The organism is Streptomyces sp. B93 (assembly GCF_018070565.1).
Lineage (GTDB): Bacteria > Actinomycetota > Actinomycetes > Streptomycetales > Streptomycetaceae > Streptomyces.
Map to the genome: position 1 here is coordinate 120,754 of NZ_JAGPXL010000011.1, position 24,491 is coordinate 145,244.

The window sequence follows — 24,491 nt, forward strand, 5'->3', positions numbered from 1 at the left end:
TCGCTTGTTACGACGGAAAAGCGCGTGTCGTTGGCAGCATGGCGGGCGTGATCCCCATGACCGGCCACCGTCCGCCCTTCCCCCTCCTGTCGCCCCGGCCCTCCCTGCTGGTCCGGCTGCGCCGGAGGTCCCCGGGACTGGGTGCCGCCCTGCTGGGCGGCGCGGTCGCCGCCGGGCTGGGGCTCGGGGTGTTCGCGGTGCTGGTGACGGTGCTGTGGATCAGCTCGCCGTATCCCGACAGCGGACCCGGTGCCGCGCTGCACGTCGCCGCCGCGCTCTGGCTGCTGGCCCACGGCGCCGAGCTGATCCGCGCCGACACCCTCTCCGGGGTTCCCGCGCCGGTCGGTGTGACACCCCTGTTGCTGATGCTGCTGCCGGTGTGGCTGGTGCACCGCGCGGCCCGGGACCTGGTGGAGGGCGACGACGACGGCGGCTGCGGCGGCGGGCGCGCGCCCGTGTCGGGGCGTACGGCATGGTCGGGCGTCGTCCTCGGCTACCTCACCGTCGGCGGCGCCGCCCTGCTGTACGCGGCGGGCGGTGATCTGCGGCCCTCGTGGCGGTGGACCGTCGCGCTGGTGCCGTTGCTCGCGGTCGGGGCGGCGGCGTCGGGGGTGTGGGCGGCGTACGGCCGGCCCCGGGAGCCCGTCGGCGGGGCGCTGGTGCTGATGCCCCGCCGGGTGCGGCGGCTGCTCCCCGGGGCGGAGGCCTGGGAGCGGACCGGGGCGGCGGTACGGGCGGCGGGCGCCGGGATCGCGGCGTACGTCGGTGGTGGGGCGCTGTTGGTCGCGGTGTCGCTGGTGTGGCACGGCGGTGCGACGCGGGCGGCGTTCGTGCAGCTCACCGAGGGGTTCTCGGGCCGGTGCGCGGTGCTGCTGCTCTGTCTGGCGCTGGTGCCGAACGCGGCGGTGTGGGGTGCCGCCTACGCCCTCGGCCCCGGCTTCAGTCTCGGCGTCGGACGGGTGGCCGGACCGCTGGCCGCCGACCCCGCCCCGCTGCTGCCGCCGTTCCCGCTGCTGGCGGCGGTGCCGGGAGAGGGGGCGGGGACGCCGTTGCACTGGGCCGTGGCGGTGGTGCCGGTGGTGGGCGCGGTGACGGTGGGCTGGTTCGTGGCGGGTGCCGCGGCGCCGCGCGGCGGTGGCCGTACGGCGGCCTGGTCGGCGGGCCGGACGGTGACCGTGGGCGGGCTGGCGGCGGTGCTGTGCGGGGCGGGCCTCGCGGCGCTGGCCGCGCTGGCGGGCGGTCCGCTGGGGGTGGCGGCGCTGTCCCGGTTCGGGCCGGTGTGGTGGCAGGCCGGGGGCGCGGCACTGGCGTGGACCGGGGTGGTCGGGCTGCTGGTGGCGGTGACGGTACGGGGCTGGCGGTGCCGGGAGCGACGTGAACCGCGCGAACCGCGTGAACCGCGTGAACCGCGTGAACCGCGTCAACATCGCCAGCCGCAGGAACCGCGTCCGTCCAGTGGACGGCGTGAAGGGCGTACCCGCTGGTGGCTGCTCCCGCACGCCGCCGCCTGGCTGGGCTTCGCCCGCCCGGGGAAGCCCAACCCCCAGGAACCCACCCCGGCGGCCACGGCCACGGTCACCGAGCAGCAGCCCGCGACCCCGACGCCGCAACAGTCACAGGCGGAACAGACACAGACGGAACAGACACAGAAACAGGCGCAGACACCGGCCATCCCACCCCCGTCGACCGGCCCCTACGACCTGCTTCCGCTCACCGAGCCGACGACGCCCGAGCCCTCGGACACCCCGAAGGCCCCGGAGGCCGGCCAAAGCTCTCCGTGACGCCGCCCCTCACTCACCCGTCCTCGCCCAGAACCCCCCGCAACTCCTCCGGCAGCAGATCGCCGCACGCCTGCCGCGCCTCGCTCGTCAGCGCGTCGCTGCGGCACGTGTAGTAGTCGCGGTAGACGAACTGCGCGGTGAAGGACGCCGCGACGAAGGCCAGGGCGAGGGACGCGGTCACCAGACCGCTGATCGCCGCGGTCCTCTGGGGGCGGGCCGGGCCGTCGCTCGCGGGGGCGTCGGGGTCGGCGTTGCGGGGCTTGGCGCGCAGGGCGCTGATGCCCCAGTACAGGGCGAGCGAGCCGAGCAGCAGGGCCGCGTACGGCCAGCTGAAGAGGGCGAAGAAGAAGGCCCACATGCCGCTCAGCAGCGCGTACCGGGCGCGGCGCTGGGCGGGGTCGGTGGGGTCCCAGCGCATGCCGCCGGAGCCGGAGCCGGAGGAGTTGCCGCCGGAGCCCTCGGGGGAGCTGCCGGGCCGTTCACCGAAGCCGCCCTGGGAGCGGCCGGGCTGGCGGTCGCTCCACCGGCTGCCCCACGGGGAGCGCCCGCCCCCGCCGCCGCCTCCGTCGTCCCCGCCGGAGCCGTTGCCGGAGCCGTCGCCGGGGTCGGAGGAGCCGTCGCCGGACGGGCGGCGCGGCTGCCACGGCCGGTCCGGCGTGCCCTCGGGCGGCGGCGCGAAGGGATTGTCGTCCTGACCAGCCCCGCGCTGCTGGTCGCCCGCGGACGCGTCGGGCGGTGAGGCGGGGCGTTCCCGCAGCGCCACCACGCCGCTGCGCTTTTCTCCCAGCACCGACTGCGGCGGGAGCGTGAGGAGTCGCAGGCTGCGGTCCGGCATCAAGTGAGCGTCTTCCCCTAGATGGTTACGGCTGACTGGCACTACTGGCTGGCTCGGGCGTCACTACGAGAACGCGCCATCTCCCGGCCACGTTCCCGAACCCGCACCCGAACCCGCACCTCCCAGACGCTACCTTCCGGCCACGCCCCCGTCCCGTGGGGGCCGTCCGGTGTGCCGGTATCGTTGCTGACGGTCGACCGCTTCGTACACTTCCCCGTATCGAGGGGCGCGAAGCATTCGTACGACCATACAAACGCTCTCCCGAGAAAGGGCCCCACCGTGGCCGCCAAGCCCGTGGCCGGCAGCGCCAGGCGCCTCGTCGTGCTGGTCTCCGGATCCGGCACCAACCTCCAGGCGCTGCTCGACGCCATCGCCGCCACCGGTCCCGAGGCCTACGGCGCCGAGATCGTGGCCGTGGGCGCCGACCGCGACGGCATCGAGGGGCTCGCGCGGGCCGAGCGCGCCGGGCTGCCGACGTTCGTGTGCCGGGTCAAGGACTTCGCCACCCGGGAGGAGTGGGACGCCGCCCTCGCCGAGGCGGTCGCGGCGCACGAGCCGGACCTCGTGGTCTCCGCGGGGTTCATGAAGATCGTCGGCAAGGAGTTCCTGGCCCGGTTCGGCGGTCGGTTCGTCAACACCCACCCCGCCCTGCTGCCCAGTTTTCCCGGCGCCCACGGCGTCCGTGACGCGCTCGCGTACGGCGCCCGGGTCACCGGCTGCACCGTCCACTTCGTCGACGACGGCGTCGACACCGGACCGATCATCGCCCAGGGCGTGGTGGAGATCCGGGACGAGGACGACGAGAGCGCGCTGCACGAGCGCATCAAGGAAGTCGAGCGAAGGCTGCTCGTCGATGTCGTGGGGCGGCTCGCCCGCAACGGCTATCGCATTGAGGGACGAAAGGTAGTTATCCAGTGACCGCCACCGCCGACAGCAACAAGCGGGCCATCCGACGGGCGCTCGTCAGCGTCTACGACAAGACGGGCCTCGAGGACCTCGCGCGCGGCCTGCACGAGGCGGGGGTGGCGCTGGTGTCCACCGGGTCCACCGCCGCCCGGATCGCCGCCGCCGGTGTCCCCGTCACCAAGGTCGAGGAGCTGACCGGCTTCCCGGAGTGCCTGGACGGCCGGGTCAAGACCCTGCACCCCCGGGTGCACGCGGGCATCCTCGCCGACCTGCGGCTGCCCGAGCACCGGCGGCAGCTGGAGGAGCTGGAGGTCGAGCCGTTCGACCTGGTCGTCGTCAACCTCTACCCGTTCCGGGAGACCGTCGCCTCGGGTGCCACGCCCGACGAGTGCGTCGAGCAGATCGACATCGGCGGCCCCTCGATGGTCCGGGCCGCCGCCAAGAACCACCCCTCGGTCGCCGTGGTCACCAGCCCCGACCGGTACGCCGACGTCCTCGCCGCCGTGCGCGACGGCGGGTTCGACCTCGCCACCCGCAAGCGGCTCGCCGCCGAGGCGTTCCAGCACACGGCGGCGTACGACGTCGCGGTGGCGAGCTGGTTCGCCGGCGAGTACGCGCCGGTCGACGACTCCTCCTTCCCCGACTTCCTGGGCGCCACCTGGGAGCGGAGCAGCACCCTGCGCTACGGCGAGAACCCGCACCAGCCCGCCGCCCTCTACGTCGACGGCACCGGCGGCCTGGCGCAGGCCGAGCAACTGCACGGCAAGGAGATGTCGTACAACAACTACACGGACACGGACGCCGCCCGCCGTGCCGCGTACGACCACGACGAGCCCTGCGTCGCGATCATCAAGCACGCCAACCCGTGCGGCATCGCCGTCGGCGCGGACGTCGCCGAGGCGCACCGCAAGGCGCACGCCTGCGACCCGCTCTCCGCGTTCGGCGGTGTGATCGCGGTCAACCGGCCGGTCAGCAAGGAGATGGCCGAGCAGGTCGCGGAGATCTTCACCGAGGTCATCGTCGCGCCCGACTACGAGGACGGCGCCCTCGACGCCCTCACCAAGAAGAAGAACATCCGCGTCCTGCGCTGCCCCGAGGGCCCCGGCAACCCGGTCGAGGTCAAGCCCGTCGACGGCGGCGCCCTCCTCCAGGTCACCGACCGGCTCCAGGCCGACGGCGACGACCCGGCCAACTGGACCCTCGCCACCGGCGAGGCGCTCGGCGCCGAGGAGCTGCGGGAGCTGGCCTTCGCCTGGAAGGCCTGCCGCGCGGTCAAGTCCAACGCCATCCTGCTCGCCAAGGACGGCGCCTCCGTCGGCGTCGGCATGGGCCAGGTCAACCGCGTCGACTCCGCGAAGCTGGCCGTAGAGCGGGCGGGCGCCGAGCGCGCGCGGGGCGCCTACGCGGCCTCCGACGCGTTCTTCCCCTTCCCGGACGGCCTGGAGATCCTCACCGAGGCCGGGGTCAGGGCGGTCGTCCAGCCGGGCGGCTCGGTCCGTGACGAGCTGGTCGTGGAGGCCGCGAAGAAGGCGGGCGTGACCATGTACTTCACGGGCACGCGGCACTTCTTCCACTGATCCGGCGCGGATACCGGTCACGGCGGGGCCCCGGCCCCGCCGTGACCGGTATCCGTGTCAGTGCTCGAAACCCCACCCGTTGAGCCCCAGCAGGTCCACCTTGCTGGCCAGCCCGTTGCGCAGGGCCAGGTCGACCAGGGACTCCGGGTCCGAGGGCTGCCGGAGCTTGAACGCGAGGTAGTCGATGTTCCAGTGGACGGCGGAACGGGTGACCGTGGGCCAGGTCGGGCGCAGCCGCTTCACCAGGTCCTCCACCGGGGGCAGCGGGGCGTGCGGGCCGTCGCGCAACCGCGGTTCGCACAGGGCGACCAGCACGGCGAAGTACCGCCTGGTGCGGTCCAGGTGGAACTCGGCCTCGGGGCCGTGGAAGGCGTGGCCGGGCGCCCACACCTCGAAGCGGAGCAGGTCACCGGAGGCGAACAGGACGACGCGGGCCAGTTCGAAGGAGACCGGCGCCTCGACGCGGCCCGGCGGGACCTTGATGTGCTCGCTGGCGTCCTCCCGGTTCTCCACGACGTACGTCTGGTCCTCGCTGAGGTTGCTCAGCAACCAGTAGCTGCCGTTCGCGGTGATCTCCCCGGCGACGCCGGGCACCCCCGGGTGCGCGATGGTCAGGGCGCCCTTCGTCTCGGCCCGGCCGAAGGGGAGCCGGTCACCGCTGGTGAGTGTGATCCGTTCGGGCGCCGGGGCGCTCGCTGGCGGTACGACGATGATGCTGTGCATGCGTCGGGCCCTTCGGTCTACGCCTCGCCGGCCGCGATCGTCGCCGACCGCGGCCGTCGTCTCGGGAGGATTGCTCTGGACAATGCGCCGTCCTCGTGGCTAAGGGGCGGAAGGGACGCGGGAGTTGATGTGTGCCTCCGTACGATTGCCCGGGAACGCGGAACCGGTCCATGCTGTTGTGGCTGAGTGCAAAAGCTGAGTTCGACGGGGGAACAAAGTGCTGCGCATCCATTTCAGTGAGCTGGACCTTGCCAGAACCAGACTCGCCGCCGGCTCCGATCCGCTCTGGGAGATCGCGGCCAGCCTGCACAGGTTCCAGTCCCGCAAGGGCCGCTGGGCGTACGCCGCCTGGTACCGCTCCGCCCGTCTGCACCTGCACCGCAAGGGCCTGGAGCGCCCACTGCGCACCGTACTGCTGCCGCTGTACCCGAGGGCCGCCTACTTCCCGGACTTCCTGACCCCGGTCGGCGCGAACGGCGGCCTCGAGGCCGGACTCGAGACCATCCTCGCCACCCCCGCCCGCCGGGTACGGCACGAGGTGACCCTCCTGGACCGGACCGTGGGCGCCCCCGCCTGGGCGGGCCGACTGGCCGATCTGGACACCCGCAAGGAACTGGTGCGGCTGCTGCGCGAGTACCACGACATCGTCGTCGCGCCCTACCGCGACCAGACGCGGGCCCGGGTGGAGGCGGAACGCGCGGCCCGCTGCCGTGCTCTGCTGGACGGCGGGGTCGAGGGCCTGCTGGGCTCGCTGGGCCCCCGGATGCGCTGGCGTTCGCCCGTACTGGAGATGTCCTATCCGGAGGACCGGGACCTCTACCTCGGAGGGCGCGGACTCACCCTCGTCCCCTCCTACTTCACCTGGGGCCAGCCCGTCAGCTTCGCCGACCCCGAGCTGCCGCCGGTGCTGTGGTACCCGCTGCTCGACGACCTGCGCGCCCCGGAACCGGAGGACGACGCCCCCGCACGGCCCCTGACCACCCTGCTCGGCCGGGCGCGGGCGGCGGCCCTGAACGCCGCCGTCGCCGGAGCCACCACCGGTGAACTCGCCCGCGCCGCCGGTGTGTCGGTCTCCTCGGCCAGTCGGCACGCCACCGCGCTGCGGGACGCCGGGCTGATCACCAGCATCCGCGACGGGGCCCGGGTGCTGCACACCCTCACACCCGTGGGCGCGTCGATGCTGCGCGCGGCACGACAAGGCCGTGCCGTCCCCGGCGGGGGATGAGGCACGGCCCGTGAGGTGTGCGCCGCCCCGGCGGGGCGGTGCGCTGCCCGGTCAGTTCTGGATGACCATCGTGCTGGCGGCCTTGTCGTGCCAGCCCTGCTGGCGGCCGGACTTGTCCCAGAAGGGGGACAGGTAGACCAGCAGCTGGCCTATGCCGCAGGCGAAGCTGCCGACGATCGGGATGATCCAGCGGATGAACGACGAGCCGAGGCCGATCTTCTGGCCGGTGTTGACGTTCACCACCCGGATGCCGACGGCCAGCTTGCCGAGGGTGCCGCCCAGCAGCGAGGTGAGCAGCCACTCGTAGAGCAGACCGATGGCCGCCATGATGACGAACACGACCATCATCGAGGCGAAGAGGTCGCCGAAGCCCTCCTCCATGCAGGAGTCGTAGTTGGCGGCGTTCGGGTCGCAGTCCTCGATGGCGGTGGCCGAACCCGCGAGCCCGAGCAGACCGAGCACGAAGTAGATGACCATGAACGCGACGCCGTCCAGCACCCGGGCGCCGAAGCGGCGGCCCATGGAGGCCACCCGGGGCATACCGGGCATACCACCCGGGGCGGCGGGCCCGCCGGTGGGGTAGGACGGATAGCCGCCGTAGCCGCCCTGCGGGGGTACACCGGCGCCGGGCGCCTGCGGGTAGCCGTAGCCGGGCGGCTGCTGGCCCTGCTGCGGGTAGCCGTACGGCTGCTGCGGCTGCTGCGGCTGCTGAGGGTTCTGCGGGTTCTGTCCGTACGGGTTGTTGGGCGAACCGAAACTCATGGGCGACATTCCTCCGGTGCATGGGCGGGGACGACGCGGGTCGCACGGAGAACATCACGAACTGAGCGGTTTGCCCCCCGAACATGAACCGCGGTATTGCGCCGTTCATCGTTCTTCAGGCTGAACGAATTTGTCCAGTCGCATTCGATTCGTGTTGTGCAAGTGCAACATCAACGATCAGAAGGGGCGATACGGGGAGCGGTCCGGTCGGCGGCCCGTGCCGCCCGGATTGGAACCCGAGGGCGGTCATCCGGGAGTATGGGGCCATGACCGCCCAGATTCTCGATGGCAAGGCCACCGCAGCCGCGATCAAGTCCGATCTGACCGCCCGCGTGGCGGCGCTGAAGGAGAAGGGCGTCACGCCCGGCCTCGGCACGATCCTCGTCGGGGACGACCCCGGCAGCCAGAAGTACGTCGCCGGGAAGCACCGCGACTGCGCCGAGGTCGGCATCGCCTCCATCCAGCGCGAGCTGCCCGCCACGGCGACGCAGGAGGAGATCGAGGCGGTCGTACGCGAACTCAACGAGGACCCGGCCTGCACCGGGTACATCGTGCAGCTGCCGCTGCCCAGGGGCATCGACGAGAACCGCATCCTGGAGCTGATGGACCCCGACAAGGACGCCGACGGCCTGCACCCGATGAACCTCGGCCGCCTCGTCCTCAACGAACCGGCGCCGCTGCCCTGCACCCCCAACGGCGTGCTGACCCTGCTGCGCCGCTACGGCGTCGAGATCAAGGGCGCGGAGGTCGTGGTCGTCGGCCGCGGTGTCACCATCGGGCGGCCGATGCCGCTGCTGCTGACCCGGCGCAGCGAGAACGCCACGGTGACGCAGTGCCACACCGGCACCCGTGACCTCTCCGCCCATCTGCGGCGCGCCGACATCATCGTCGCCGCGGCGGGCTCCGCCCATCTGATCCGGCCCGAGGACGTCAAGCCGGGCGCGGCCGTCCTCGACGTCGGTGTCTCGCGCAGCGCCGAAGGCAAGATCGTCGGCGATGTCCACCCCGGGGTCGCCGAGGTGGCCGGCTGGATCTCCCCCAACCCCGGCGGCGTCGGCCCGATGACCCGGGCCCAGCTCCTCGTCAACGTGGTCGAGGCGGCGGAGCGCAGTGTCGGCTGAGCCGGGGCGCCTGCGGGCCGGGGAGATGCGGACGGAGACGGCCGGGGGCGGCGCTCCGGGCGGTGCGCCGGGTGCCGGGCGGCTGGGTGCCGGTGCGCCGGGTGCCGGGCGGGCCGGGGTGTCGGGTTCCGGTGCGGAGGAGGGCGCGGGCGCGGTGGCTGGGGCGGGGGGTGCCGACGGGGTCGGTTCGGCCAACAGGGCCCGTTCGACCGGCGGGGTCGGTTCCGGCGTAGAGCCTGGTGCCGGCCACGAGACGGGCCCCGGCGTGGAGCCTGGTGCCGACGACGAGGCTGGTACCGCTGCCGGGCGCGGTCCCGCAGACGAGGCCGGGACCGCCGCCGGGACCGGTCCCTCCGATGAATCCCGTCCCGCCGACGAGACCGGCGCCGCCGACAAGGCCGTTGCCGGGGACGAGGGTGAGGACGGGACCGGGACCCGCGACGGGACCGGGACCCGCGACGGGGCCGGGACCCGCGACGGGGCCGGGACCGGCGACGAGGTCGGGGCTCGCGACGAGGCAGGGACCGCCGACGTGACTGGGACCGCCGACGTGACTGGGACCGCCGATGAGGCCGGGACCGGCGACGAGGTCGGGGCTCGCGACGAGGCAGGAACCGCCGACGAGGCAGGGACCGGCGGCGAGACCGTCGCCGACCAGGGTGCTCCCGTGTCCGGCACCGACCAGGGCGCTCCCGCCCCCGCCACCGACCAGGACGCTCCCGACCCCGACGGCGAGCTGACCGTCCGTGACCCCATCAGCGTTCCGGACGCCGATGGCAGGGCGCGTCGGGTCACCCGGCGGTTTCCGCTGTTCACCAGGGACACCGCGCGGCCCGAGGGCGGTGGGCGGGCCGCGTCCGGGGCCGCCCCGGCGCCCGCGCGCCAGTGGCCGATCCTGGTGGTGCTGGTGGCCGTCGGCGCCGGACTGCTGCTGACCGCGCTGGACCAGTTCCGCTACGGCACCATGCTGGTCGGCGTCGCGCTGCTCGGCGGTGCCGTGCTGCGCTGGGTGCTGCCCGGCGTGGGCATGCTCGCGGTGCGCTCGCGCTTCACCGACGTCGTCACCTACGGACTGCTCGGTCTGACGATCGTCCTGCTGGCGATGATGGTGCAGCCGAACCCCCTGCTGGAGATCCCCTTCCTCAAGGACACCCTGCACTTCACCGTCAGCAGCTAGCCGCGCCCCCGCGTGCCACGCGGCGGCCCATCCTCTCCCCCGAGCAAGGACGGGCCGCCGCCGGGACCCACACTCCCGCGCCCTGAGCGGCCCGTTCAACGGCTGTCCGTGCGCTGTGGCACGGAAGTGACCGTTCCGCTACGGTGTCCGCGACCTGACACAGCACCCTGATACGACCCCGGCGCGGATGCGTATGAGGGGTATGGAGGCAGCCGGTACCGCCGAGGTCACCGGTGTGTGTCCGTTGTGTCGATGTATTGGCAGGTTCGCGGAAGCGGGGTGTGCCCGTGGCCCGGAAACTGAGATCCTGACCCGGCGCATCCCTCTGGGGCGGGGGACCGCGCGGCAACAACCAGCACGTACCGGGGGGAAGAGGGGGAAGCAATGCCTCGTTGGAAGGCCTTGCCCGATGAACTCGATCCACAGATCAGGGAGTTCACCAGCCAGCTGCGGCGCCTGGTGGACCGCAGCGGCCTGAGCGTCGCCGCGGTCGCCGACCGCACCGGCTACAGCAAGACGTCCTGGGAGCGCTATCTGAACGGTCGGCTCCTCGCCCCCAAGGGCGCGATCGTCGCGCTGGCCGAGGTCACCGGCACCAACCCCGTGCACCTCACCACCATGTGGGAGCTTGCCGAGCGGGCCTGGAGCCGTTCGGAGATGCGGCACGACATGACCATGGAGGCGATCCGGATCTCGCAGGCGCGCGCCGCGCTCAGCGAGTTCGGGCCGCCCCCGGCCAAGGCGAAGGGCGGCAAGGGCGCCCACCGCGGCGGCGGCGCGACGGCGACACCGGGGATCGCGGGACCCGCGGGAGTGGCCCCGACGGTCCCGCCGCAGCCCACGGCACCCGACGCGGACGCCCGGGAGGACGCCGCGGGCGGCGCCGGTGCCCGGCCCGCGGGGGGCGGCAACTCCTGGAACGTGGCTGGGTACACGGGGCCGTCGCAGGCGGGCGGGCGCAGGCCCGGGACGGTCTCCGCCGCGGCCTCCGGTCCGACCGCCGCGGCACCCGCCGGACCGACCGCCGGAGCCGGCCCCGTCACCGCCCCCGTGCCCGGCGCCTTCGGCGCGCCGCCGCCCGGCCGTCGTCGTGACGGGTCCCGTGGGCCGGGCGACCCCGGTGGCCCCGGTGGTTCCGGTCGTTCCGGGGGGCGACGGCTCGGCATGGTCATCGCCGGGGTCGTCGGTGTACTCGTCGTGGTCGTCCTCGGCTTCCTGCTCACCAACCGCGGCGGGGACGGCGAGCAGGCCGCCCCCACCCCCACGCCGACCCCCACCGTCACCACCGAGGCCAAGCTGCCGCCCGGGGTGAAGTGCAGCGGGGACAGCTGCACGGGCAAGGACGCGGAGAGCATGGGGTGCAGCGGCGACCTGGTGACCACCGCCGAGAGCGCCACCGTCGGCACCACCCTGCTGGAGGTGCGGTACAGCGAGACCTGCGGTGTCGCCTGGGCCCGTATCACCGCCGGTGCCCTCGGGGACGAGGTGCGGGTGACCGTGGACGGGGCCGATCCGCAGGAAGGGACCATCACGGAGGCCGGGGACACCATCGCGTACACCCCGATGGTGGCCGTGGGGGAGGCCGGCGACGCCGTGGCGTGCGTGACGCTGGCCTCCGGGGAGCAGGGCTGCACGCAGTGACCCGCGCTTGGCGGGGCGGGTGAATTTCTCCCGCCGGGCCGCATGACTCCGGGCTTCCCGGGCACGCGAACCGTACCCCCACGGGAGTCCCGCTGGATCGGTACCCCCACCCGGCGGCCGACTCGTCTCACCTCTCCCGGACGAGCGGCCGCCCTCTTCTTGCCCTCGGCCCCCGCCCCCCGGGTGCTCCCCGCGGCCCTCGCCCCCCGGGTGCTCCCCGCGGCCCCTCTTCCGGGTGGTCGGCTGTGGGACGGGCCACACCGAGGCGGGGGCGTGCGGTATGCCGGATGCGCGATAGCCTGACCGCTGATCGATCTCTTGACGCCAAGAGATCGATCATCCGGACCCCCGGGGCAGGGACGCCCCACCGCCAGCTGTCATACGGAGAACGCCATGACCCGCACTCCCGTGAACGTCACCGTCACCGGCGCGGCCGGCCAGATCGGTTACGCCCTGCTCTTCCGCATCGCCTCCGGCCAGCTGCTCGGCCCGGACGTGCCGGTCAAGCTGCGCCTCCTGGAGATCACGCCCGCGCTGAAGGCCGCCGAGGGCACCGCGATGGAGCTGGACGACTGCGCGTTCCCGCTGCTCCAGGGCATCGACATCAGCGACGACCCGAACGTCGCCTTCGACGGCGCCAACGTCGCCCTCCTGGTCGGCGCCCGCCCCCGCACCAAGGGCATGGAGCGCGGCGACCTGCTGGAGGCCAACGGCGGCATCTTCAAGCCGCAGGGCCAGGCCATCAACGCGCACGCCGCCGACGACGTCCGCGTCCTGGTGGTCGGCAACCCGGCCAACACCAACGCGCTGATCGCGCAGGCCGCCGCCCCCGACGTACCGGCCGAGCGGTTCACCGCGATGACCCGCCTGGACCACAACCGCGCGCTGACCCAGCTGGCGAAGAAGACCGGCGTTCCGGTCTCCGAGATCAAGAAGCTCACGATCTGGGGCAACCACTCCGCCACCCAGTACCCGGACATCTTCCACGCCACCGTCGCGGGCAAGAACGCCGCCGAGGTCGTGAACGACGAGAAGTGGCTCGCCGACGACTTCATCCCGACCGTCGCCAAGCGCGGCGCCGCCATCATCGAGGCCCGCGGCGCCTCCTCGGCCGCGTCCGCCGCCAACGCCGCCATCGACCACATCCACACCTGGGTCAACGGCACCGCCGACGGCGACTGGGTCTCCATGGGCATCCCGTCCGACGGCTCCTACGGCGTCCCGGAGGGCCTGATCTCCTCCTTCCCGGTCACCTGCAAGGACGGCAAGTACGAGATCGTCCAGGGCCTGGAGATCAACGACTTCTCCCGCTCCCGCATCGACGCCTCCGTCAAGGAGCTGGAGGAGGAGCGCGAGGCGGTCCGCGGTCTCGGCCTCATCTGATCCACCCCGCCGTCACCGGTGATCCCCGGGCCGCCCGACGCGGTCCGGGGATCACTCCGTTGTGGAGCGCTCCACCCGTGAGTCGAGGACGGCCGCCGCGAGATCCACGTACGCGCGCGTGGTGGCCGGACGCAGCCGGTTCAGGTTCCAGGCGGCGGCCTGGTGTGTGGAGGGGTCGAAGGGCACCCGGACCAGCCGGTGCGCGGCCACACCGAGCCGCCCGGCGGCATCGTCGGTCAGGCCGCGGCCCGCGCTGGCGCCCTGCACGTCGACGGCCGCGACCACCGCCCCGTCGGCGAGCGGGCGGTGTCCGCTCTCGCGCAGCGTCTCCAGCGTGCGCGCCGCCGCGTCCAGGGACGAGCCGTGCGTCGCGCAGCACAGCACCAGCCGGTCCGTCAGCTTCAGCACCGGCTCGGCGGACTCGTCCAGCCGGACCGGGGACCAGTCGGTCAGCACGAACGAGTAGTACGGGTCGGTCAGCGCCAGCATCCGCGCGTACTCCTGCGGGTGGGCCGGGCTGGACGCGGCCAGTCCGCCGTGCGCGAGGACCCGCAGCCCCGACGGCAGCGGCGCGGTGCGCGCCCGGATCGCCCGGTAGGGCGCGCCGTCGGGCAGCCGCGCCACCTCGCGCAGCCCCACCGAGGTACTGGACCACCAGTTGCCGGTGAGGAACTCCGCCAGCGCCCCCACCGTGGGCGCCCCGTCCACCGCGAGCACCGGTTCCCCGCGCACCGCCGCCAGCACCGAGCCGAGCAGCACGGTGGTGGTGGCACGCCCGCTGTTGGCGTGGGCGCCGAGCAGTGTGAGCCGCAGACCGTGCCGCAGCGGGGCCCGCAACCGCTCCAGCTGTGCCTCGGCGTGCCGCCGGGCGGCACCGAAGCGGCCCAGCCGCAACGAGCCCGCCGCAGGCGTGTCCTCGCCGGGAGGCGGCGTCAGCGTCACCCGGGGCACGCGCGGCACCGGTCGCTGCGGGGCGCGCGGCGAGGCCGTCTCACGGGCCGCGCGGGCCAGATCGATGTACCGGGCGAGCAGGTCCGCCAGCTCACCCGGCGCCGGGCGCTCCACCGGGTCCGGGTCGAGGCAGCTCAGCACCAGCCCTCGCAGCCGCTCCCAGCTGTCGCTCTGCCACAGGTGCATGCCCTCGGGCAGACCGGGGGTGTTCACCCCGGCCTTGCTGCTGACCAGCTGGAGCAGCTCGCCCAGCGCGCGTACGTTGTCCGCCGCCGTGGGAAGCGGACCGGCGCCCTCGAAGCGGCCGTCGAGGACGCTGTCCGACAGGTCGCCCAGGACCACCGACCGGCGGAGCACGAACACGCTGTCGGCGCTGAAGTCCGACAGCACCACGCCGTTGAGGTGGCACACGCTCAGCGCGCTCGCCAGGTGCCAGGCGACCAGCAGCCCGGCCAGCGTGTCGAAGGGCGCGGTGCCGGTCTCCGCGGCCCGCGCCACCAGGTCCGCCAGCCGGGGCGGCTGCCGGTCCGGGGCGTCCTCGTCGGCGATCGGGGTCATCGCGATCCACGGCGTGGCGGACTTCAGCTCGCTGGCCAGCAGCACGGGCGCGTACCGGCCGTGCAGCCGGTCCAGCACCCGGGCCTCCATCGCGATCAGCCGGGCGTTGACGGCGGGCAGGTCCGGGCGCGGGGTGCGCAGGACGACGCGGTTGCCGCGCTGGTCGACGCCCCGGTACACCATCGTGCGCCGCCCGCGCCGCCGTCCCCGCAGCCGGTACGGGCCCAGGCGGGGCGGGTCGGCCGCGGTGAGCGGCGCCCAGTCGTCGTCGGGCACCTCCAGCGCCGTACCGCCGAGCCCCAGGCCTTCGCCGCGGCGACCGCCCGAGATGCCGAACCGGCTCAGCAGACGTCGTTCGACGCTGGTGAACGGGCGGTGGCCGGCCGGGAGTTCGTCGGCGCCGTCCGGGTGGGTCAGCCAGGCGGGGAAGTCCGGGGAGTTGCCCGCGAGGCGCTCCAGGGTGCGGCCGATCGTACGGCTGGTGCTGAGCAGTTCGGCCTGCGGGACCGCGTCCAGCAGCACGGTCCTGGACTCGTCGACGAAGTCGAACACCAGGTGCTTGGCGGGCAGTCGGCCGGGCACCGGCGCCGGATGCGGGCGCAGCAGCCCGCCCAGGAACACCTCCGCGAGGTGCGAGGTCCGCGCCTGCCACGGCACGGCCGACTGCACCAGCCGCATCACGGGCACCGACAGCGGGGAGACGGCCGCCAGGTGCGCGGCCAGGCGGTACGCCTCCGGGGTCGCCGCGTCCCGGAAGTGCTGGGCGCCGCGCGGCCCCCGGGCGTCGGTCACGACCGCGTGGCGGCTGGGCCGGGCCAGCAGCGGCAGCTCCACCGTGGTGCCCGGCGAGGCCAGCAGCCGGGCCCAGTCGCCCAGCGCCTCGGCGGTGGGCTCCAGCACCGGCACCGGAACCCCGTCGAAGCGGGCCAGCTGCGGCGGCAGCACCGGGTCGGTGATCTGCCAGGAGGTGTTGGCGCCGCCGATGTGCTGGGTCGTCGCCTGCCAGCGCTCGGCGTGCACCCCGGACGCCTCCCACATCTCCGGGGGCAGGGTGTGCAGCAGCGCCACGGGGCCCCGCTCCGACCAGGTGCGCAGCAGTTCGTACAGCGGTTCGTGGCGCCAGGCGGCGCCCATGCCGTCGGTGACGACCAGGGTCAGGGTGCGGCTGTTCGGGTCGTTGACCGTCGTCGTCGGGACGGGCTGGCTGTCCGGTTCGAACGGGCGGGCGTGCAGCCGGGGGGCGAGGGCGTCGCGGGTGTCCAGGCCGTGGACGCGGGTGACGGCGAAGGCGCCCAGGCGCTCCAGCAGGGTGCGCAGTTCGGCGGCGAGCCGGTGCCACAGCAGCATCGACAGGCCGTCGTCGACGAGCAGCACCAGGTGCAGCCAGCGCTCCTCCACCGGGCGCAGCACCACGTCGGGCACCTGGGTCTCGGCCAGCTCGGCCGCCGTCAGCTCCTCGTCCAGCTCGAACCGGTGGCGGCTGCGGTGGCGCCGGCGCAGTGGCCGCAGGGCCCGGCCGAGGGCCAGCTCGTCGGGGAGCGCCTTGGCCTCCGGCACCCGCACCGGCACGGCCTGCCGCCGCTCCGGGGCGGGCGCCTGCGCCGGACGCGTCCAGGAGGCGTCGGCGGGGGCGGTGGGCTGCGGAGGCTGGCGGGCCGCCGCGTACAGCGACGACGGGGTGAGGTCGGGCAGGCCCTCGTCGTCCGGCTCCGGCGCGGGCGGCGGCGCCGACTCCTGCGGGGCCGCGGCGGGCTGCGGCGCGGGCGGCTCCGGGGCCGCGGGACGCAGCACCTCGTGCAGGGGCGCGGTGTCCCCGGCGGGCAGCCGCCGCGCGAGCCACAGCACGTCGAGCACCTGGTCCGCGTCCAGCTCCCGCCCGCACTCGCGCAGCACCCGCAGCACGTCCGCGAGACTCGCCCCACCGTTGTCGGTCACGGCCCCTCCCGCCACCTGGCCGTGGTGCGCACGGCCCGAGGTGTCCCGTGCCCGCCGGTCACAGCGCGCCCGTGAGCTGGTGGAGTACGGCGTCGAGGAGGCCGTCGGCGTCCAGGTCGACGCCGCCGGTGCGCAGGAAGACGGCGTTCAGGAGCTGGTCGGTGGCGAGTTCGCCGGGGGCCCGGCGGCGCAGGAACGCCTCCAGCAGGTCGTCGGCCTCGCGCAGCGCCTCCTCGCCGAGGTGGGCGGCGACGATGGCACGCAGCCGCTCCTCGTCGGGCACCGGCAGGTGCAGGCGGATGCACCGGCGCAGGAAGGCGGGCGGGAAGTCCCGTTCGCCGTTGCTGGTGATGACGACGACGGGGAACTCCTCGCACTGGACGCACCCCCGGTGGACCGTGACCGAGCCGCCGGGGTCGGCGGTCTGCACCTCCACGTCCGTGATGTCCTCGGACAGCCGGGTCAGTTCGGAGATCTCGAAGACGCCGTCCTCGAACACGGTCAGCAGGTCGTTCGGCAGGTCCACATCGCCCTTGTCCATCTCGTCGATGAGCAGCGCGCGCGGCCGTCCGGTGTGCGCCAGGGCGGTGCCGAGGGCGCCGAGCCGGATGAAGGTGCCGATGGCGGGCTCGCCCTCGCCGCGGTCCCGGCTCAGCGTGGTCTCGCGCAGCCGCCCGATCGCGTCGTACTGGTAGAGAGCCTCCCGCACCGTGGAGCGGCTGTTGATGGGCCAGCGCAGCAGCTCTCCCAGGCCCAGTTCGTGCGCGACGGCCCGCGCCAGCGACGACTTGCCCGTCCCGGCCGGTCCGGTGACGAGCAGCGGGCGGCGCAGATGGAGCGCGGCGTTGACGACGTTGGCGTGCTCCCGCTCTATCAGATAAGGCTGTTCGGCACGCCCGGCGGCGGACGACCGCGCGAAGCGCCGCCACGGCGGGGCCGGCGGCAGGGTGACGGCGCGGGGTGTGCCGTCACCGCGGAACAGTCGCCAGCCGTCCTCGGCGGCGGGGGTCATGGGCCCTCCTGGGGTTCGGTCAGGTGCAGTCGTGGCACGGTGCGGTCGGCGTCGGCCCAGGCGAGGACCGGGCGTCCGGGGTACTCCAGCGGCCGGATCATCGTGTTGGCGCGGTAGGAACGCACTCCGTCGGGCAGCTCACGGGTGGCCACCTCCGCCAGCCGCTTCACCACGTGTCCGCTGCCGCGGCCCCGGTCCCACACGACGACCGGTATGCCCACCGCGAGGCAGATCTGCACGACGCGGTCGCGCAGGTCGGGTGCGGCGTCCACGGAGACGCGGACCGTGTCGAGGCGGTCCATCAGCTCGTAGTAGACCTTGTTGGGGTCGGTGGAGGCGTCGGAGACGACCAGCGTCGTCCCGGAGTCGAGCAGGCTCCAGCGGCGCCGCCAGTCAGGGAGGAAACGCTCGTGCCGGCGCAGGAGTTCCGGGCAGTGCACGACCAGCGGGAACTCCACGCCGAGGACACCGGGGACGATCTCGCCGGGCGCCTGCCCCTCCCACTCGTCGACCGGCAGGTTGAGGCTGCTGCGGTCCACCAGCACCTCCACCAGTGGGCGCTGCCCGTCCACGACGGTGGGTCCCAGCGACTCCAGCACCCGCAGCAGCTCCCGGGCCCCTTCACGCGCCGAGTACGACACCGTGGTGTCCGTGGACACCTGGCGCGGGCCCGCGCCCTCGTCGCACCAGATCCGCAGCCGGTGCCGACCGGGCTCGGCCCGGGTCACATGGACCAGCACCCGGGACCGGGTGGACCGGTGCCGCACCACCCGCGCCCACTCCTGCGCGTCCGAGCGCCGCTCGGCGAGCGCGGAGCGGGGGATGCCGAGCCGCGCGGCCACCCCGTCCGCCCACAGCCGCAGCCCCGCGCGCTGGGCGGGGGCACACAGCACGCCGACGTACTCCATGACCCGCAGCAGCGCCGGGACCCGGGGCTCACCGTCCTCGGAGCGGCCGTCACCGGCGAGGGTCTCCAGGTGGTCGAGCAGCGCGTCCAGCGTCTCCCCGCCGGGGAAGGCGGCCACCAGCGGCAGTGCCGCCCGCACCACCTCACCGAACCGGTCCAGCACCGCCCGGTCCAGGCCGCGCAGCAGCTGGTGCAGCAGATGGTGCTCGCGCGGGGACAGCAGCCGCGGCACGCGGGAGAGCCGTCCGGCGACCAGCAGCCGCTGGGTCAGCTCCCGCTCCTCGCGCCGCAGCAGTTCGGTCAGCACCGGCAGCGCCCGCGGGTGGCTGAGCAGGAAGGCCGCGAACTCCTCGACGCTGGGCGGGACCACGGCGCCGCCGTGTCCGACGCCGCACCCCTCCGCCAGCCGACGGGCCAGGTCCCCGCGCTGACTGGCCACCGGCAGCGCGTCCGAGATCGCCGACACCAGCAGGACGTACGCCGGGTCGTCGACGGCGACCGGCGCAGGGTCCTGCTCCTCCAGGGCGCCGACGGCGCGCAGTTCCGCCTCCACGCGCTGCCAGGGCACGCACCAGCTGCGCCGGATCAGATGCTGTGGGCTGTGCGCTCGGGGTTGGCCGGTCGCCGGGTCGGCCGGTGGCATGAAGTGGGCGGTGACCAGGCCGATGACGGCCTTGTCGACGGGGGACCAGAGCGGGCCGCCGCTGTAGCCGGGGCCGATGGACATGCCGGTGGGCGAACCGTCGAGGTAGGCGATCGGGCCCTCGTCCGTCTTGACCGTCAGGTCGGCGAACGTCGACTCACGTCCGCTGGCGTGCCAGGCCCGCACCTTCTGCCCGATCCGCAGCGGGCCGCGCAGCGGTGGCGCGACGCCCTTTCCGGGCGCCAGGTCGATCCGCAGCACGGCCAGGTCGCCGAGCCACTCGGCGGCGCCGTCGGGCACCGGTCCGCCGTCCTCGGCGCGCGGGGGTATCCAGTGCGCCACCCGGGCCGGGCACCGCAGACTCGCGTCGTACGGCCGCCGGATCATCACCTGGAGTTCCTCCAGACCCGGCGTCCGGGTCTCGAACGGGGGCCTGCCGAGGGCGTCGTTGACCACGTGCGCGCAGGTCAGCACGGTGTTGTCGCCGAGCAGGAAACCGCCGCCCGACCAGGTGGCCGCCTTCGGTCCGGCGACGGACACCACATGGAGGGACGGGGTGCCGTCGAGCCGGTCGGGTTCCTTGAACCAGCCCACGGCTAGCCCGCACCGGTTCCGGTGGGGCTCCAGGTGGCGGTGACGGTGAGATGGGCCTGGCCGTTGCCGCCGACGATCCCGAGCTTGAGGTCCTGGCCGATCTGCACGCCGAAGGTCACGCTCAGTTCGGAGGGCGGTTCCGGTACGGCCGAGACGGCGTCGTGCACCTCCTGGAGGAGCGGGCTGAGCGGCCGGAGCGCCTGGCGCAGGGCACCGGCGGCCAGACTGGCGACGGCGCCACCGCCCCCGGCGGCCACGGGCACGGCCCGGCCCATGCCCTCGGGGAGGCCGTCGTCCGGGCCCGGTGCGGCAGCGGATGCGGCCGGGGCGAGCAGGAACCTGACCGGCGTACCGTCGTCGAACTCTGTATTCAAGGCGGTGGACACGGATCACATTGTGTCCGAACGCCGCCGACGTCGATGCCTGTACCGCTCAACTTCCGCCGTAGCGCGGGGGATCAGCACGTCGGGCGCCCTCGGCCAGCCGCTTCTCGAACCAGTGGCTGGCGTAGACGTGGTCGGCGTACGCCGGGATCTCCCGGTAGCCGCAGGCGCGGTACATCGCCTGGGCCTCGGTGAGCGTGGCGTGGGTGTCGAGGCGTACGACGTCCAGGCCGCGGGTGACGGCCTCGCGTTCCAGCCCGCCGAGGATGCGGCGGGCCAGACCGAGGCGCCGGGCGGCCCGGGTCACCCATACGTGTCTGATCTCGCCGACGCCGGGTGACAGCCGCCGCAGCGCCCCGCAGCCCACCGGCGCGCCCTCCTCGTACGCCACGAGGAACGCGCCCGCCTCCCCCGACACCTCCTCGGGCCCGACCAGGTCCGAGGGGTCGAAGCCCTCCGGGAACCGCTCGTCGATCTCGGCCGCGTAGCCGTCGAGGCAGGCACGGGCGTCGGGGGAGGCGCCGTCGACGACGGTGACGGTGATCGAGGCCAGCCGCAGCAGCCGGCGGGCGGTGGCGAGGGACTCGGTGAGCCGGTCGCGCTGGGCCGGGGTCAGGCCGTCGAGCAGGCCCGCCACCAGGGCGTCGGACCGCAGGTCCTGCTCGGCCACCTCCGCGCGCCCGGCCGGGGTCAGGGTGACCGTGCGCAGCCGGTTGTCGCGGGGGTCGGGGGCGAGGGTGACCAGGCCCTGGGCCTGGAGCGTCTTCGCCATCCGGCTCAGGTACCCGGCGTCCAGGCCGAGCCGGGCGCGCAGTTCGCGCAGGGCGACGCCGTGCGGGCTCCCGGCGATCTCGAACAGCAGCCGGGCCTCGCCGAGCGGGCGGTCCCGGCCGAGGTAGTGGTCGTCGAGGACGCCGATGCGGCGGGTGAAGTACCGGTTGAAGCGGCGGAAGGCCGCGATGTGGTCGGGGTGCGGCGGCTGGGTCGGGTGCGGCGGCTGATGCGTCAGGTGCGGTGGTGGCTGCGTCATGGTCTTTGACTTTAGTCAAAGAATAAAGGGCGGGGACAGCACCTCCCATCTCTCCTATGCTGATGCGCCGTCAACTGTCTTCTCATCGGGGGAAAAGGCGTGAGTACCGCCCACGTGCCGCCACAGACCGACCCGGGGAACCCGGGGACACCGCCCGACCCCCCGTCCACCCCGCCGCACGCCAGCGAGGCCACCCGGCTGCTGTGCGCGGGCACCTATCTCGACTCCGGCTACCGCGACCGCGTCATCGACGAGCTGTACCTCGACGAACAGCGTGTCGTCGCGCCCTCGCTCGGCTTCGACGCCGCCCGGGTCCTCGCGCACGCGCTGCGCGCCCGCCGACAGGAGCAGCTCTGGGCCGCCGCCGTCCTCGGACTGTGGATCGTCGGCATGCCGCTCAGCGGCTGGCTGCTCGCCGGAGTGATCTGGCCGAGCCTGCTGCTCGCCCTCGCCCCCTGGCTCCGGGGCCGCGCCGCCGAACCGCCCCTCTACCGCAGGTTCGCCGCCTTCACGGTGCGCTGGTGGGGCCGCCTGCTGTTCACGTTCTACCTCGGCTTCGTCGTCCTCCTCGCGTTCGGCGCCGGATCGGACGACTCCGGGTACGGATCGTCGTACGGCTCCTCCGACTCGTACGACCCCTACGGCTTCGGCGACCCCGACTCGTTCAGCTTCGAGAAGGTGCTGGTGCCCGACGTCGACGGGATCAGTGATGTGGTCGAGCCCTGGCAGGCCTGGTTCGCGCTCGGTGTGTTCGCGCTGATCGGGCTCTGTGTCTCCGCGCAGCGCAGCCAGTTCGCCCGCGCCCTCGCCGCCGAGCTGTCCCCGGGGCGGTTCCCGGACGCGGCGGGCGACCCCGCGGAACGGGCCGAGGGGCAGCGGTTCCGGCGGCTGATGCACCGTATCCGCCTCGAACAGCACGCACCGCTCGTCATGTACCACGAGGCACACCCGTTCTGCGGCGCCGGAGCGGCGTACGACACCTGGGTGCTCGCCGTCGAACTCCGGCCCGACGAGGACGCCACCCAGCAGCCGCTCAGCAACCGGGCGATCCTGGAACGTGTCCGGCCGCTGCTGGAGCAGCTGCGGGTGCCCGCCGAGTACGCCGGGCCCGGCGTACGGGACCGGCTGCGGCGCCTGGAGATCGACGAGTGCGTGTTCCTGCCCGCCGAGGGACTCCTCCGGCGCGACCAGGCCCCGTACACTCTCCAGGACTTCGAGCAGCACCGGGCGCGTGCCGTCGAGGAGGGCGGCGAGAAGCGACGGCACTTCCTGCGCATCCGGGTCGGCGGCTGGGAGGAGGAACTGGTCGTCACCGTCTTCGTGCGCATCCACACCCAGGGCCGCATGCTCATGCTGGAGATCGCCCCGCACGTCCTCACCCCGGTCCGCCCCGACTTCAAGGACGCCGACCGCGCCTCCCACCGGTTCCGCCACAACAACGCCCTCGGCAAGGCGCTCACCGCCCTGCTCCTGGTGCCCGGCTCGGCGGGCCGCTCCCTGGTCACCCTCGGCCGCGGCGTGCGCTACGGCTGGCGGCTGCTGACCGGCGGCCACAGGGGCGCGCTGCCCGACGGGCCCGCCGTCTCCGTGAGGGAACTGGCCGCCGTCCCCTACGGGTCGACGTTCCAGGAGATGGACGTCGCCCGCTATCTGCGCAGCATCCAGGACCGCATCGGACGCGGGGTGCGGCTGGCGCTGGCCGACGCGGGCTACGAGACCGGTGAGTTCGTCCAGAAGATCGTCAACGTCAGCAACGGCGCCGTGCACATCGGCCGCGCCGACAACTCCTCCTTCGCCTTCGGCGACCACGCCCGCTCCTCCACCGTGAACAGCGGCCCCGGGCCGCAGAAGGGACCCGCCGGCCATGGCAGCAAGTGAGCCGACCCCGAACATCCACATCGGCCGCGCCGACAACTCCGCGTTCGCCTTCGGCAGCCACGGCCACGCCGAGACCCACAACACCGTCCCCGCAGCGGCCCGTGACGCCGACGCCGAGGAACTGCTGAAGGCGGTACGGGAACTGCGCGCCGACCTCGCCCGGCTGCGGGAGAGCGAGCAGACCACACGGCTGGACGCGGCGCTCGCCGAGACCGAGGAGGAGATCAGCACCACCGGTACGGCGGGACAGAGCCGTCGGCAGCGGCTGCGGGAACTGCTGGAGGACGCCCAGTCCGTGCTGACGCTGTTCGCGTCGGCCGGGGCCGTGGCCGGGCTGCTGGGGATGTGAGGCGGTCACCATGAGCGGGGGACAGCGGTACTGGAACGAGGACGCGCAGCGGTGGGAGGACGGTGACGGGGGCGGGACCCGGCACTCGGCGACCGGCGGCGGAGGGGACTTCGTGAGCACGCCGCCGCCGACTTCGCCGCCGGCGTTCCCGCCCAACGCGCCGCCGCCGACCCTCCCGCCGAGCCTGCCGCCGCCATCGCCATCGCCATCGCCATCGCCGGAGTCCGTGCCCACCGCGCCCGACGCCGCTCCCGCGACCGCCTGGGCGCAGGGGCCGGACGGGAGCTGGTCCGGGCCCGAGCTGCCCGTCCCGCACGCCCAGGAGGAGCGCGGCCTCAGCCGCCGCACCCTGTGGACGGTGCTCGGCGGCGCGGCGGCGGCCGGGGTCGCGGTGGCGCTGGTACTGACGCTGGTCGTCGGCGACGACACGGGGCCGGGGCCGAACGACGACCGGGGCGACGGGAAGGTGGCCGCGTCCAGTCCCGACCCCGGACCGGAGACCTCCGCCCCGCCCCCGACCGAGGAGACCGAGCCCACCGGCACGGTCACCCCCAGCGCCGAGGTCCCCGCCGGTTACGAGCTGTACGACAACGCCGAGGGCTTCACCGTGGCCCGCCCGTTGGGCTGGACACGGGAGGCGGTGGACTCCCAGTACGGCATGGACGTCGTCAACTACCGCAGCGCCGACGGGGAACGGCGGCTCCAGGTGTTCGAGGTGGCGGAGACCTCACCCGAGGAGTCGTTCGAGCTGTTCCTGTCCGACGACACCCCGAAGGCGGACGGCTTCCGGGAACTGTCCCTGGAGAACCTCGACGACAGCGGCCACCCCGGCTCCCGGCTCGCCTACCTCGCCGACTCCATCAAGGGCGAGCCCGACGTGGGCCCCTGGCACGTCGTCGACGAGCGCTTCGAGGCCGAGGACGGCAGGATCTACGCCATCGCCGCCTACGGCCCCGACGCCGACGGCCGCGAGGACGAACACGAACTGCTGCGCACCGCGCGCGCCCACTTCTGCCCGCCGTACCACTCGTGCGGGGAGAGCGCCTGGTTCGACTGACCCGGGCCGCGCCGCGAACGGCCCTTTATGATCGGCCGTTGACACATACAGTCAACGGGGAGA

19 protein-coding genes are annotated in these 24,491 nt (G+C 74.0%); 11 read left to right on the plus strand and 8 right to left on the minus strand.

Features of this window, described 5'->3' with window-relative positions:
• Nucleotides 1–38 precede the first annotated feature (38 nt).
• A complete protein-coding gene (locus KBY47_RS13785) occupies nt 39–1,781 on the plus strand; it encodes a DUF6350 family protein (RefSeq protein WP_247694644.1) in 1,743 nt (580 codons plus the stop codon).
• Between the two features lie 13 nt (nt 1,782–1,794).
• On the opposite strand, the gene KBY47_RS13790 is transcribed toward KBY47_RS13785, so the two are convergent.
• Nucleotides 1,795–2,616 carry a hypothetical protein gene (locus tag KBY47_RS13790; RefSeq protein WP_210921364.1) on the minus strand — a complete coding sequence of 274 codons (822 nt, stop codon included), beginning with the start codon at nt 2,614–2,616 and terminating at the stop codon, nt 1,795–1,797.
• Between the two features lie 279 nt (nt 2,617–2,895).
• Here KBY47_RS13790 and purN point away from each other — a divergent pair, with 279 nt between their 5' ends.
• Entirely contained in the window at nt 2,896–3,534 is a 639-nt protein-coding gene (gene purN, locus KBY47_RS13795) for a phosphoribosylglycinamide formyltransferase (RefSeq protein ID WP_210921365.1), read from the plus strand.
• Nucleotides 3,531–5,099 carry a bifunctional phosphoribosylaminoimidazolecarboxamide formyltransferase/IMP cyclohydrolase gene (purH, locus tag KBY47_RS13800; RefSeq protein WP_210921366.1) on the plus strand — a complete coding sequence of 523 codons (1,569 nt, stop codon included), beginning with the start codon at nt 3,531–3,533 and terminating at the stop codon, nt 5,097–5,099. The genes purN and purH overlap by 4 nt, the downstream gene beginning before the upstream one ends.
• A gap of 57 nt (nt 5,100–5,156) precedes the next feature.
• Here the strand turns inward: purH and KBY47_RS13805 are convergent, their stop codons facing one another.
• Nucleotides 5,157–5,822 carry an FHA domain-containing protein gene (locus KBY47_RS13805; RefSeq protein WP_210921367.1) on the minus strand — a complete coding sequence of 222 codons (666 nt, stop codon included), beginning with the start codon at nt 5,820–5,822 and terminating at the stop codon, nt 5,157–5,159.
• 217 nt (nt 5,823–6,039) lie between these two features.
• Here KBY47_RS13805 and KBY47_RS13810 point away from each other — a divergent pair, with 217 nt between their 5' ends.
• Nucleotides 6,040–7,047, plus strand: coding sequence for a helix-turn-helix domain-containing protein (locus KBY47_RS13810; protein WP_210921368.1), 1,008 nt, complete (start codon nt 6,040–6,042; stop codon nt 7,045–7,047).
• Nucleotides 7,048–7,098: 51 nt separating this feature from the next.
• Here the strand turns inward: KBY47_RS13810 and KBY47_RS13815 are convergent, their stop codons facing one another.
• Nucleotides 7,099–7,809: an RDD family protein gene (locus tag KBY47_RS13815; protein ID WP_210921369.1), complete on the minus strand. Its 711-nt coding sequence runs from the start codon at nt 7,807–7,809 to the stop codon at nt 7,099–7,101.
• A gap of 266 nt (nt 7,810–8,075) precedes the next feature.
• Here KBY47_RS13815 and KBY47_RS13820 point away from each other — a divergent pair, with 266 nt between their 5' ends.
• The 4 genes from KBY47_RS13820 (at nt 8,076) to KBY47_RS13835 (ending at nt 13,131) form a co-directional block, all read left to right on the plus strand.
• Nucleotides 8,076–8,930: a bifunctional methylenetetrahydrofolate dehydrogenase/methenyltetrahydrofolate cyclohydrolase gene (locus KBY47_RS13820; RefSeq protein ID WP_210921370.1), complete on the plus strand. Its 855-nt coding sequence runs from the start codon at nt 8,076–8,078 to the stop codon at nt 8,928–8,930.
• A 736-nt stretch (nt 8,931–9,666) separates the two neighbouring features.
• A complete protein-coding gene (locus KBY47_RS13825; RefSeq protein WP_247694673.1) occupies nt 9,667–10,107 on the plus strand; it encodes a DUF3017 domain-containing protein in 441 nt (146 codons plus the stop codon).
• Between the two features lie 384 nt (nt 10,108–10,491).
• On the plus strand, nt 10,492–11,748 hold the full coding sequence (locus KBY47_RS13830) for an XRE family transcriptional regulator (protein WP_210921371.1): 1,257 nt from the start codon (nt 10,492–10,494) through the stop codon (nt 11,746–11,748).
• Nucleotides 11,749–12,141: 393 nt separating this feature from the next.
• Nucleotides 12,142–13,131 carry a malate dehydrogenase gene (locus KBY47_RS13835; RefSeq protein WP_210921372.1) on the plus strand — a complete coding sequence of 330 codons (990 nt, stop codon included), beginning with the start codon at nt 12,142–12,144 and terminating at the stop codon, nt 13,129–13,131.
• 51 nt (nt 13,132–13,182) lie between these two features.
• On the opposite strand, the gene KBY47_RS13840 is transcribed toward KBY47_RS13835, so the two are convergent.
• The 5 genes from KBY47_RS13840 to KBY47_RS13860 are packed head-to-tail and all read right to left on the minus strand — an operon-like array spanning nt 13,183 to nt 21,075.
• Entirely contained in the window at nt 13,183–16,575 is a 3,393-nt protein-coding gene (locus tag KBY47_RS13840) for an SAV_2336 N-terminal domain-related protein (RefSeq protein ID WP_210921373.1), read from the minus strand.
• Between the two features lie 58 nt (nt 16,576–16,633).
• Nucleotides 16,634–17,587: a MoxR family ATPase gene (locus KBY47_RS13845; protein ID WP_210921374.1), complete on the minus strand. Its 954-nt coding sequence runs from the start codon at nt 17,585–17,587 to the stop codon at nt 16,634–16,636.
• The gene (locus KBY47_RS13850) at nt 17,584–19,731 is read right to left on the minus strand and encodes a trypsin-like peptidase domain-containing protein (protein ID WP_210921375.1); all 2,148 of its coding nucleotides are present in this window, start codon (nt 19,729–19,731) and stop codon (nt 17,584–17,586) included. The genes KBY47_RS13845 and KBY47_RS13850 overlap by 4 nt, the downstream gene beginning before the upstream one ends.
• 2 nt (nt 19,732–19,733) lie before the next feature.
• Nucleotides 19,734–20,117, minus strand: a complete 384-nt coding sequence (locus KBY47_RS13855; RefSeq protein WP_210921376.1) for a CU044_2847 family protein — start codon at nt 20,115–20,117, stop codon at nt 19,734–19,736.
• A gap of 46 nt (nt 20,118–20,163) precedes the next feature.
• Nucleotides 20,164–21,075: a helix-turn-helix domain-containing GNAT family N-acetyltransferase gene (locus tag KBY47_RS13860; protein ID WP_308405154.1), complete on the minus strand. Its 912-nt coding sequence runs from the start codon at nt 21,073–21,075 to the stop codon at nt 20,164–20,166.
• 168 nt (nt 21,076–21,243) lie between these two features.
• On the opposite strand from KBY47_RS13860, the gene KBY47_RS13865 reads away from it, so the two are divergent.
• The 3 genes from KBY47_RS13865 (at nt 21,244) to KBY47_RS36530 (ending at nt 24,428) form a co-directional block, all read left to right on the plus strand.
• Nucleotides 21,244–23,022: a hypothetical protein gene (locus KBY47_RS13865; protein WP_210921378.1), complete on the plus strand. Its 1,779-nt coding sequence runs from the start codon at nt 21,244–21,246 to the stop codon at nt 23,020–23,022.
• Nucleotides 23,009–23,371, plus strand: a complete 363-nt coding sequence (locus KBY47_RS13870; RefSeq protein ID WP_210921379.1) for a hypothetical protein — start codon at nt 23,009–23,011, stop codon at nt 23,369–23,371. The genes KBY47_RS13865 and KBY47_RS13870 overlap by 14 nt, the downstream gene beginning before the upstream one ends.
• A 226-nt stretch (nt 23,372–23,597) precedes the next feature.
• Complete coding sequence (locus KBY47_RS36530) at nt 23,598–24,428, plus strand: hypothetical protein (protein WP_308405149.1); 831 nt, start codon at nt 23,598–23,600, stop codon at nt 24,426–24,428.
• Nucleotides 24,429–24,491: the final 63 nt, after the last annotated feature.